The sequence below is a fragment of the Methylosinus sp. H3A genome (genome assembly GCF_015709455.1).
Lineage (GTDB): Bacteria > Pseudomonadota > Alphaproteobacteria > Rhizobiales > Beijerinckiaceae > Methylosinus.
Map to the genome: position 1 here is coordinate 133945 of NZ_JADNQW010000004.1, position 11585 is coordinate 145529.

Below are 11585 nucleotides of genomic sequence, written 5' to 3' on the forward strand. Positions count from 1 at the left end.
CCATTCACCTCTGCAGATCATAGAGCTTCTTATACAGACCATCCGCAGCGACCAGTCGCTCGTGCGTTCCCGTCTCGATGATGCGGCCGCGGTCCAGGACGACGATACGGTCCGCTTCACGGATCGTTCTCAAGCGATGCGCGATAACGATCGTCGTCCGATCCTCCTTGAGTTTTGCTAGGGCCCGCTGCACAATCGCCTCCGTCTCCAAATCGATGTTCGCCGTGGCCTCGTCGAGAATCAAGATCTCCGGATCGCGCGCGATCACTCGCGCGAGCGCGAGAAGTTGCCGCTGACCCTGCGAGAGATCATGTCCGCGATCGCCGAGAACGGTGTCGAAACCTAGGGGTAGCGCCCGCACGAACGGCAAGGCGCAGGCCGCCTTTGCGGCGGCCATCGCTTTCTCTAGAGTGATACTTTCGTCGCCGAGAGCTATGTTCTCGTAAACAGTCCCCGCAAAAATGTGAAAGTCCTGAAAGACGATCCCGACGCGTCGGCGAATGTCGGACGGAGCAACCAGCATGATGTCGACGTCGTCGATGAACAGCGAGCCGTCCGGCACATCATAGAAACGGCAGACGAGCCGCGATAGAGTCGTTTTTCCCGAGCCCGTCGGACCGACGATGGCGATGTTCTCACCTGGATTCACAGTGAGGTCGATTTGCGAGAGAACTTCCGCGCCACTCGGGTATCGGAAAGAGAGATTCCTGAATTCGATCTTTCCACGAACAGAACTCGGCAAGGGCGAGAACACTTCTGGACACCGCAACGACTCATCGTGGTCCAGCAGCTGGAATATCCTTTCACATGCCGCCCGCGCTCGGAACAAATTATTCGCCTGATCCGCGAAAGCCACGATTGGACGAAACAGCATGTCTCCGAATTGAACGAACAGAATAATCGACCCTAATGTCGACGAACCCGTCGCGACATGCTCCGCGCCGATCCACAAAATTAGACCCATCGAGAGATAGGAGAGGCTGTCTACGAAGGGATAATAGCTCGTTTCGATCCGAGCCGCCCTGCCTTCGAAAATGTTCGACTTGTCCGCGAGGGCGACGAAGTGACCGTAGTTGATTTCCTCTCGGCCGGACGACTGAACAATCTCGATTCCAGAAATGTTTTCGTGCAAATATGCGTTGAGTTGGGACAACATATCGCGCATGTCGTGATAGAGGCGGCCAGTCAAGCGTCTGAAGGTAAAGTTCGCGAGTCCCGCCAAAAGGACAATGGGCGTGAGTTGCGCGGTCATGCGAGCATCGACTCCAAGCATGACAGTCGTTGCGATAACGAGCGGCGCGAAAACGCCGGCAAGCGTGGCGAGACCCGTCAGAAGATCGCTCAGACTCTCGACGTCGCCCATCACCCTGGTCAGCACATGTCCGATCGACGTGCGATCGAAATAGGACGCCGGGAACTGCTCGACACGCTCGAACAACGCGATCCGCAGGCGGCCAAGACTCATATAGGTCGCTTCCGCGAATAGACGCTGGGAAATGTTTCCGCATACGACAGCAAGGATAGTCCAGAAAGTTGCGAGCGCGCAGGCGGCAAACAATGGCGGAGCGTTCGATGCCGCGGCGAGCCAATCGGTCGCCGCCTGCTGGCCGAAATCGGGTGACTGGGTGGCACGCTGCGCCAGCAAAATGCGATCAACGATGACCTGCCCAACAACGACCGGCGCGAGAATGGCCGCGGAAGCGCTAACCAACGCGCAAACCGCTCCTTTCATAAGGATAGGTTTGAAAGGTCTTATCCAGGGCCATAGCCGCGCGACGGTCGACTGTCGCTTGCGGGCTCCGGACGCGTGGTTGGCGCGCGAGCGCGTGTCGGCGAGGATATTGACGGAGGGGTTCATTCGACGTCTCCGTTGGCCGGCGCGGGTCGGGCTTCTTGTTGCCGCAGCTGTTCCGCGTAAAGACAGCCACTGGACCTTAGTTCGTCGTGGGTGCCGGCTTCCGCCAGGCGACCGCGCTCCAAGACAAAGATGCGATCCGCGAGACGAGCGGTCGAAATGCGATGCGTGACAATGATCGTTGTCGCACCCTGTCTGAGGGCTCTTATCCGAGATAGAATGCGTGTTTCGGTTTGCGTGTCGAGCGCCGAGAAGCAGTCGTCAAGGAACAAGACTGATGTTCCACGAATGATGCCGCGCGCCAGGCTGGTTCGCTGCTTCTGCCCCCCGGATAGGGTCAGGCCCTTTTCGCCGACGGATGTTTGTAGCCCCTTGGCTCCGCGACGTATCGTCTCTTCAAGCGCGGCTGCGCGCGCCGCCGTCCATACGGACTCCTCCGCGCGGTTTGGGATGTCGTAGGAAATATTCTCTGCGAATGAAGTCGAAAACAAAAACGGATCCTGTCTGACAAACGTCAGCTCCTGGCGCAGACGCTTCAACGAAATTTGTCGAAGATCGAATCCGTCGAGGGAGATCGAGCCCCCCGTCGGTTCGAGCTGACGCGCGAGGAGACGCAAAAGGGTGGTCTTACCGTCGCCAACCCGGCCAACGATCACGATGAACTCTCCCGGCGCGATCGTCGCCGAAATATCTCGAAGCGCAAGGTGACCATTGGGATAGCGGTATGTCAAATTCTCGAGGACGATGCCGCCTTTGATCTCGAAATTCTCGTCGGTCTCGCCGGAATCGACAATTTCCGGCAGTCGATCCAGAATTTCAAACAGTCTAACGCAGGCCGCCGATGCTTTCATCAGCGCAAAAAACGCATTGCCGCTGCTCTTTAGAACTCCGAGCATGAGGCCTGAGTAGAGAAGAAATGCCGTCAGGGCTCCAAGCGTTAATTCTCCGCTTTGAACTTGCGAGCCGCCCACGCCGACGACGAGCAAAGTTGTCACGCCGGCGCTTGCCGTCATGAGGGAATCGAATTGCGCCCGCAAACGCATCGTTTCGACGTTGGCGATCGCATAAGAGGTCGCTCCTATGGAGAAGTGGGCGATCTGCGAGTCCTCGAGCGCGTGCGCCTGAATGGTTCGGATCCCGGAAAAGCTTCGACTCGCTTCATCTGTCAGGGAGCCGAACTGGGCCGAAACAGCCGACGTCGTCTTGCGAATGGATATGGCGAGAGCCCAGGATAGCGCGCCGACGACCGACATTGCCGCCAGGACTAAGCACGTCAGCAACGGAGATTGAACGAACATGAACAATGGCGCGATCGTCACGACGGCGACCACGGCGAGAAGTTGCTGAAGAGCGACGCGAAAAAAAAGCCGGATCGATTCGATGTCGTTGGTGGCGCGCGCCATCAGATCGCCGAGAGAGAAGGTCGCGAAAAATTCCGCTCCTTGCCTTTGCAGATGGCCAAAAGCTTCCGAACGCAGATCGCGGGCAAGATCGACGCTCACGAGAGCGTTCCGTCTTCTCCCAAAGCTAATGGCCGCGTAGCGCAGGGTTGCTACCCCGAGAATGCCGATCAGCGGGATTGTCAGATCGAATCGCTCGTTCGAGATTCTGTTCACGCCCTCTTTCAGCAAGAGAGGAAAGCTCGCTTCAACGACATGCGCGGAAACGAGCGACGCGAGCGCGAAGCCCCATCGACGTCGATAGGGCCAGAAAAACGGCCCGAGTCTTTTTAAGGACTGCCATATAGAGGGAGTGGACATGTCGCGATAGTCGTCTATTCGTGAGGATGAAGCTTCGGCGGCCGCCACCGACGATGTTCGGGAAAATGCGTGAAAATGTGTCATGCGATCGAGCGGCGTTTCTGCTTCTGCTCGTGGATGCTGGGGCGTCGTATCAAGCCACAGCGCCTTCGCAGGGTCTTGTCCCCGTATTCTTTGCCGAACACTCTACGTTGTTCCAGTATTGGGATTACGTGATTGACGAAGCTTTGAAACCTCGACGCATAAACATCGTAGATGATATTGGATCCGTCCGCCGCGCCCTTTGTGGACCGAAGGTCGATCGCATCTGCGAACTGCTCGGGCATGCCGACAACGTGACGATGTCCGACGCCTAGTTGCACAGTGTGTCGCGATCGGAGACGTATCGATCCTTCAATCGGGAAATCAAGGAATAGGGAAATCATGGCCTGTGCGAAGCCGACCGACATGTGCCACTGCGTAACCTTGGTGAGAACGTGTTCCGGAGCCGGCTTGTCGAGATCAAGGTCGGCTGGGCCGACCCGCAGCCAGCCTGCGAGTTGGTCCGGGGTGGCCGCGTCGCCTGTGCGACGGAGAAAACAGCGTCCGCATAGCGCGCTGCGAGATTGTGCCCGCTTTCGGTGCCACCGGCCTGGACAAGAAGCGGTCCGCCATGTGGCGAGCGGGGCGCTCGCAACGGCCCCTTGCTTACCTCGGTGATATATCTGGTCGGTCGCACGTCGAGCGCGCGCCAGGATCCTTGATGACTGCTGCAACGAAGAACATTGACGTTGATATGCAGTTGTCGGGGCGTCGCCACGAGATGTCTCACTTCGATGTTTCAACCACAAGATGCGTACTCGGCCGCGGTTGCAGCACGTTTTGCGTCGCACTGCCGTGTCTTGGGCCGCGAAGACCCCGAACCCGCCGATCAACGAAGAGAGATCGACGCTCGGAGCATTGACATCAAGTCGATGCATTTTGTCAATTTAAACGGATCACGTCTTGTTGCACGCTGGATCGAGTACCACTGTCGATCAATCCGATTTCGCCGGCGGCGATCCGGTCTGCTCTGCCGGCGCGCGCTGCCTGCGCAGCCGTTCGTCGGAGATCCGCCAGCAATCGATGAGCTTGCAGCCGGTGGGCGTGCTCATGTCGGCGCCGCCATCAGTTTTCGCAGCCGCACCAGATTGTGGGCGGCGGCCGCGAAGGTGAATGCCCAGCCGACCCGCTCGCGGCCTCTGAATTTGGTCTGCTCCTGCCCCGCGATGGTCTTGATTGGTGATTCCGACTGAAGGCGCCCCCCTAAAACGAGATGAAGGCGCCCCCCATAACGGAATGATGGCGCCCCCCGATTACGAGATGATCTCGCCCCCCTGTAACGGAATGATCCCGCCCGGGTGATTTCGTGCAGTGGCGGGGTCCGTCGTTGGCCTGATGGTTCTGGTGCGAACGGCGTGAGCGGGACATAATCCGTCGGAGGGCGGAACCGGACTCTGGGGTTATGGGCATGCTGAGCGTGGAACGATCTTTTCAAAGGACGCCATTTCGACCGCGAAATCATCGTTCTCTGTGTGCGCTGGTATCTGCGATACAAGCTCAGCTTCCGAGACCTCGTGGAAATGATGGCGGAGCGCGGCTTGTCGGTTGCCCATACGACCATCATGCGCTGGGTTCAGCGCTACGTTCCGGAATTTGAAAAGCGATGGAATCGTTTCGCGCGCCAAGTCGGCGGATCGTGGCGCGTCGATGAGACCTACGTCAAAATCAAGGGCCACTAGGTCTATCTCTACCGCGCCGTCGATAAGGCGGGAAAGACAGTGGATTTTTTGCTGCGCGCGAAGCGAGATGTCGGCGCCGCCAAAGCGTTTTTCCGTCGTGCGTTCGCGCGCCACGGACGGCCGCCGCGCAAAATCACTCTCGACGGATATCAGGCGTCACATCGGGCGGCGCGTGAACTTCTCGCACAGCATCGAGGCGGCGTACGGACTCGAATTCGATCATCGAAATACCTGAATAACCTCATTGAACAGGATCACCGATCCATCAAGCTTCGTTTGGGGCCGATGCTCGGGTTCAAGCGATTCCGCCATGCGGCGATCACGATCGCCGGCGTCGAACTCATGCATCGCATCAGGAAGGGTCAATTCGCGCTGAGCAGATTTAGAGCCGCCGGGACGACTGCGCCCGAAATCTGGAGTGCGGTGCTCGCTGCTTGATCCTAACGAACTGCCGGACCCATCGCGTAGCTATCGGCAATAATTGCACCGCAACCCCCGCAGGCGCAGGCGCGCGCTCCTCATCCCAGTGGTGGTGTGCGTGCTCATGGGCCATCGGAGAACCCTTCAGAGACAATGGGGCGGAGATCGCCGCATTCGGAACGGCAGGCCATCGATTGACAAACCAGATCGATTGACAAACCAGAATGCGACGCTCAGCGCGAGGCTGACGATCAGCGAGGTCGTAATGGGAATATAGAGGCGGAAGTCGCCGTGTTCGACTCGCCGGGCAGGCGGCTGAGGCCGAACTGCTCGACGAGCCACACGAGCCCCACCACGATCGAAACGATTCCGGCGCCGATCAGAAGCTTCGGCATTTCAACCCATCATGGCATCGCCGGGCACGTTCGGGCCATGGTGGGCGCTTTTCAGACTATGCTCGTCGCCACTGACGAATGCTTGCCACCCGCGGACGAAATATCCGGAGCCACCGGCGTGATAGCGATGCGAGGAAACGGCGTATCAAAAAAGAAGGTCACGACGAACGAGCCAATCGCTATACCCTGCATGACACGGTTCTTCAGAGCGCGCCTGCCGACGCGCCGTCCGAGGGAGCGTGAAGCAACTAATAGCTTTTCCCCGCATGAGCGAGTTAACGTTTTTCGAAGTGATTCGGTGGCCAGCGTAAGAATCCCTTGCGACCGAGGCCTCTCAATGTCGTGGCGCGCACAGACTTCCGCCGCTAAGCCGTGGCCACGAAATTTATTCCTTATCTGCGTCCTCGAGAAGCTCGGCGCTGTTTCGTTGATCGTTGGAACAGTTCATGGCTGCTCGCCCATTCTGCCGCCGTTTGTTACCCCTGAACCGTTCGACGTCGGAGCGCCTGCGCCCGCAACACATTATCGATCCACCATCGGTTCGTACGTCAGCCAACGACCGGTCCAGCCGGGCTCCTGGAAAGAGCAGAATGCGCAACTGGCCCGATCATCGGAGCAAGCGCGTCATGGCGGTTCGGAGCATGAGCATTGAAGCAACTCCCGTGCTTTCCCCGGACGCTACGACGGTGGCGGAGCTGCCAGAGGCTGCGCGCCGGGGTAAACGCTCTCTGCTTGCGTCGGTTTTTCGGATGACGGCGGCATGAGCATTGTCGCGAGCGTCGCTGGCAGCGCGCTCGAAAAAGATGTGCTCGCGATCCGCACGCCGGACGACGCCGCGTCAGCTCGGGCTCGTGTCGAGCTTCTGCTCTCGCGAGCGCTGACCGCCGACTCGGCGGTGCAGATCGCCCTGCTCGAGAATCGCGGCCTCCAAGCGGCGTATAATGCATTGGGTTCTGCGGAAGCGGCGATGGTGAAAGCGATCCTTCCGCCAAACCCGAGCTTTTCCATTTCGCGGATCGCCGGACCGCTGAAATTGGAGCTCGAGGCGATTATCGCCGCCGATATTCTCGCATTGGCGACTTTGCCGGCGCGGGCGGAGATCGCTGCAGATCGATTTCATCAGGCGCAGCTGCGCGCCGCCGAGGAAACGCTCCGGCTCGCGACCCGAGCGCGCAAAGACTATTATCGCGCCGTCGCGGCGCAGGAGCTCGTCGCTTTTCTCGCCAGAGCGAATTCGACGGCCGAATCGGCCGCGCAGCTCGCCAGAGCCATGGGCGAAACCGGCGCGATGAACAAGCTCGATCAGGCGCGCGAGCAAGTATTCTACGCCGATCTTACTGCTCAACTCGCAAAGGCTCGCCAGCGCGCGATCGTGGAGCGCGAGCAGCTGATCCGGTCGCTGGGCCTGTGGGGCGCCGATCTCGATTTCAAACTTCCCGGCTCCTTGCCGGTACCGCCCTCTCGTCCAAACAGTGTGCCCATGATCGAGCAGGAAGCGGTGGCGCGTCGCCCCGATCTCTTCATGGCAGGCGTAGACCTCGACGCACTCGCAAAGTCGTACGGGCTCGTCGAAGCGACCCGCTTCGTCAATGTCTTCCAATTGTCCGGCATCTACAAGAATACTCGGGAAATCGTCACCAGAGTTTCGAGCGACGGGACGATCGACACCGAGCGTGTTCGATTCAGGGTTTTTGGCCCCGGCGCCACGATCGAAATTCCGATTTTCGACTTTGGCGAGGCGCGCACGCGCGAGGCGGAGCAGAACTTTATGCAGGCGTTCAACCGCCTCGCGGCGAAGGCCGTCGACGTTCGGTCGGAAGCGCGCTTGGCGTATCAAACCTATCGCTCCGCATGGGACGTAGCGAATCATTATCAGCGCGAGATTTTGCCGCTGCGCAAAATCATCACGGATGAGAGCCTGCGGCGCTACAATGCGATGCTGATCGACGTCTTCCCGCTGCTCGCCGAGGTGCGCCAGAGGATAATGGCGAATATCGCGGCGATCGAAGCCAAACGCGATTTCTGGCTCGCCAATGCCGATCTTCGGGCCGCGGTCATCGGCGGCGTCGAAACACGAGTCGAAGAGGCGTCCGTATCGCGGATGGACGCGTTCGGCCAGTGACGCATGAGGGGGAGACAAACAATGATGTCTCGAAGGAACTTCATCGGCGCCGCGGCTGGATTTGTGAGCGTCGCCGCCCTGAGCGGCCGCGCGCAGGCGGCGAGCATTCCGGAGGCCCATTATGCGACGAGCGCGGAGACACAGCCTCCGCTCTACCCTTCGAATGGCCCCCAATATCAACCCGTCGTGACATTGAACGGGTGGAGCTTGCCATGGCGCATGAAGGAGGACGTCAAAGAGTTCCATCTCGTCGCGGAAGCGGTCGTGCGCGAGTTCGCGCCCGGGATGAACGTGCATCTTTGGGGCTATAACGGCCAATCGCCGGGTCCGACCATAGAGGCTGTCGAAGGCGATAAAATCCGCATTTTCGTGACGAACAAGCTGCCGGAACCGACCTCGGTCCATTGGCATGGAATCTTGTTGCCGAACGGCATGGACGGCGTGGCCGGCGTCACGCAGCCTCACATTCCGCCGGGCAAGACCTTCGTCTATGAATTCGAGCTGAAGACAAGCGGGACCTTCATGTACCACACGCATTCGGACGAAATGGTGCAGATGGCGATGGGCTTGATGGGAATGATCGTCGTGCATCCGCGCGATCCCGAGCGGCATAGGGTCGATCGCGATTTCGTGTTCATGCTCGGCGCCTATGACGTCGATCCGGGGACCTATGTGCCCAAGGTCGTGGAGATGACGAACTTCAATATGTGGACATTCAACAACCGGGTCTTTCCCGGCATCGATCCGCTCGTCGTGCGCTTGAACGATCGGGTGCGCGTGCGGATGGGCAATCTCAGCATGACTAATCATCCGATTCACCTGCATGGCCACCATTTTTACATCACCGGCACGGATGGGGGCTGGATTCCTCCGTCTGCTCAAAGGCCCGAAGCGACTGTCGACGTCCCTGTCGGAACGACTCGCGCCTTCGAACTCGTCGCAGACAACCCGGGCGACTGGGCTCTGCATTGCCACAAGTCGCATCACACGATGAATGCGATGGGCCATGATTTGAGAACTTTCATCGGAGCGAAACAGAGCCCCAGAGTTGTCAAAGCGATTACCAAACTGGTTCCGGATTACATGCCCATGGGCTCGTCAGGGATGGGCGACATGGCGTCGATGCACATGCCTGGGCCGGATAATGCGCTTCCCATGATGACCGGAACGGGCCAATTCGGGCCTATCGAAATGGGCGGCATGTTCACGCTCATGAAAATCCGAGAGGGACTGGCGCGCAACGACTATAAGGATCCGGGTCCGTACAAGTTTCCGGAAGGAACCGTGGCTCACGACGTCGACGGTCGACCGGCAGATGCGTCGCGGCATGAAGGAATGAAGAGCACGAAAACTCCTGCGGCGAGGCCTTCCGGCCAAGACCATCACGAGCATCATTGAACGGAGAATAATATTTAGAGTGGGACCACGCCGCTGGAGACGTGGCGAGGGCGATGTCAGGTTAACTTCTGTGTAGGCAATTCTGGGCGATACGGATTGGATGAGCGAGCCCCCGATCAGCTAGAAGCGCCACCGCTTTCCGCCGCAGATTAAGGCGCATTTCGTAAACGCGATGGGTCTTGTACATCTTACCACCGAACATTTCTATCGGCTTACGCATGGCGAGATTATCTTCCAGGATCCAACCTGCTTCCAGCTCTTCGATAGAGTGATCCGCACGAAGGCGTTGCATCGCGGATCACGTTGCGCAGAGCGGGCGCGTTCTCGAGCCCCGGCAGCGTCGGTTGCCAGCAAAGATCGCGGGCTATGGCGCGCGTCCGCAGGCAAGCTTGAACGCCGGGGTGGAGCGCAGAAAGTCGATCGTTGGCGTCCCCATAGGCGCAGCTGATCGCGAAGATGCGGGCGCGGATCCTATCGGCGAGCGTGTGGGTGCTGCGTGCGGGATGACGGCGATCGGGAAAGCAGCGCGCCAGCCGTTCGGCGATGCCGATCCGGCGCTCGACGATAGCGAGCAGCGTGACGCCGCCCTCCGAGGAGATGCGTCCGCCATTGAAAGCAGCTGTGACTTTCTTGCCCTGTGACGGCTGGAAAGGAGAAGACGGAAAACGTATCGTCCGTCATGGCGAGCGCGGCTGGCCGGTGGAAGCGGAAAGGGTTGGCATTAACAACCGAATCCTACGTCATTTCAGCGACCTATGCTACGCTCGCCAGCCTTTGAACAGCGCCGTCATGAATAGGACTCTATTCCGGTTTCGGGATGCTCTCGATTAATGCGAGCAGATCTGCATGCCATTCTTCGAGCTTAGCAACCCATGCTGCGTCTGCGTCGGAGCGGGCTTTGATCCTACTGATGACCTCCTGCACGATGTGCAGTTCCTCGAGCAGCGACGTTTTTCGCTCCGCGAGCGCGCCCACCATTTCCTTATCGTTCGACATTCGAACTCCTTTGGTTATACGCAATACGTGATGATAGCCCTGCTGCCGAACGATATGAAATTGTGCGTTCTGTCGCAAATCTCGCGAGAGGACGAGACGCGCGACAGCTGGGCTCTCGATACTTATGCTGCTAGAGCGTAGAATTGGTTCACGGGACCGAGGCGGCTCTGAGATCATTGCTCCCGTGCCGAAGCTGAAGGTCTTAGCCGCGGGGCTCTCGAAGAGCCTGCGAAACCGGCCTTTTTGTTGGGCCAGACTGGAGAAAGCTATGAGGCCTTTAGCCGAAGCCGACATCTCGGCATTTCGCAGCGTCCGCTTTGTCCTGACCGACATGGATGAGACCCTCACCTTTCGGGGCCGACTCGGCGCACGCACGTATGATGCGCTCGAACGCCTTCAGAGAGCGGGCGTGAAGGTGATCCCTGTTACCGCGGCGCCCGCCGGGTGGTGCGATCAGATGGCCCGCATGTGGCCGGTGGATGGCGTCATCGGCGAGAACGGCGGATTCTTTTTCGAGCGGGCTGAAGACCGCGGTGTCGTGCGCACCTTCTGGCACGGTGCGGATGAACGGCCCGCCGTGTCGGACCGCCTCGCAGAGATCGCGCAATATGTTCTTGCCGCCATTCCCGGCGCCACTTTCGCCGAGGATCAGCCCTTCCGGTTGACGAGCATCGCCTTCGCGCGGCCAGAAGACGCTGATGCGCGCGCCGCAATCTCTTCCGCGATACGCGCCGCCGGAGCCGATGTGACGGACAATAATCTGTGGGTGCTGGGGTGGCTCGGCGGCTATGACAAGCTCGCCATGACACGTCGCGTCCTAGCTACGAGCTACGGCGTCGACATTGAAGCGGAGCGCGATGCCGTGCTCTATGTCGGGGA

The 11585-nt window shown here is 59.3% G+C and carries 8 protein-coding genes and 3 pseudogenes; 5 read left to right on the forward strand and 6 right to left on the reverse strand.

From position 1 onward, the window contains the following. Positions 1-4: 4 nt before the first annotated feature. Complete coding sequence (locus tag IY145_RS02720) at positions 5-1858, reverse strand: ABC transporter ATP-binding protein (RefSeq protein ID WP_196406798.1); 1854 nt, start codon at positions 1856-1858, stop codon at positions 5-7. Beyond that, complete coding sequence (locus IY145_RS02725; protein WP_196406799.1) at positions 1855-3663, reverse strand: ABC transporter ATP-binding protein; 1809 nt, start codon at positions 3661-3663, stop codon at positions 1855-1857. The genes IY145_RS02720 and IY145_RS02725 overlap by 4 nt, the downstream gene beginning before the upstream one ends. A 17-nt stretch (positions 3664-3680) precedes the next feature. Between IY145_RS02725 and IY145_RS02730 the strand changes: the two genes are divergently transcribed. After that, entirely contained in the window at positions 3681-3971 is a 291-nt protein-coding gene (locus IY145_RS02730; protein ID WP_196406800.1) for a hypothetical protein, read from the forward strand. 773 nt (positions 3972-4744) lie between these two features. On the opposite strand, the pseudogene IY145_RS02735 reads toward IY145_RS02730, so the two are convergent. Continuing rightward, positions 4745-4873, reverse strand: a pseudogene (locus IY145_RS02735) (IS5/IS1182 family transposase); the annotation flags it as partial. A 280-nt stretch (positions 4874-5153) separates the two neighbouring features. Here IY145_RS02735 and IY145_RS02740 point away from each other — a divergent pair. Beyond that, positions 5154-5813: pseudogene (locus tag IY145_RS02740) on the forward strand (IS6 family transposase). A gap of 126 nt (positions 5814-5939) precedes the next feature. Here IY145_RS02740 and IY145_RS02745 read toward each other — a convergent pair. After that, positions 5940-6190 (reverse strand): annotated as a pseudogene (locus IY145_RS02745) (DUF2905 family protein). A gap of 760 nt (positions 6191-6950) precedes the next feature. On the opposite strand from IY145_RS02745, the gene IY145_RS02750 reads away from it, so the two are divergent. Together IY145_RS02750 and IY145_RS02755 are read left to right on the forward strand one after the other, a co-directional pair. Continuing rightward, positions 6951-8312: a TolC family protein gene (locus tag IY145_RS02750; RefSeq protein WP_196406801.1), complete on the forward strand. Its 1362-nt coding sequence runs from the start codon at positions 6951-6953 to the stop codon at positions 8310-8312. Between the two features lie 21 nt (positions 8313-8333). Continuing rightward, positions 8334-9710 (forward strand): multicopper oxidase family protein, encoded by a 1377-nt coding sequence (locus tag IY145_RS02755; protein WP_196406802.1) that lies wholly within the window; start codon positions 8334-8336, stop codon positions 9708-9710. A 227-nt stretch (positions 9711-9937) separates the two neighbouring features. On the opposite strand, the gene IY145_RS02760 is transcribed toward IY145_RS02755, so the two are convergent. Both IY145_RS02760 and IY145_RS02765 read right to left on the reverse strand, forming a co-directional pair. Further along, positions 9938-10381 carry a transposase gene (locus tag IY145_RS02760; RefSeq protein ID WP_196406817.1) on the reverse strand — a complete coding sequence of 148 codons (444 nt, stop codon included), beginning with the start codon at positions 10379-10381 and terminating at the stop codon, positions 9938-9940. Between the two features lie 130 nt (positions 10382-10511). Beyond that, the gene (locus IY145_RS02765; protein WP_196406803.1) at positions 10512-10706 is read right to left on the reverse strand and encodes a hypothetical protein; all 195 of its coding nucleotides are present in this window, start codon (positions 10704-10706) and stop codon (positions 10512-10514) included. A gap of 268 nt (positions 10707-10974) precedes the next feature. Between IY145_RS02765 and IY145_RS02770 the strand changes: the two genes are divergently transcribed. Then, the coding region (locus IY145_RS02770) for an HAD family hydrolase (protein ID WP_196406804.1) at positions 10975-11585 on the forward strand (611 nt) is incomplete at its 3' end.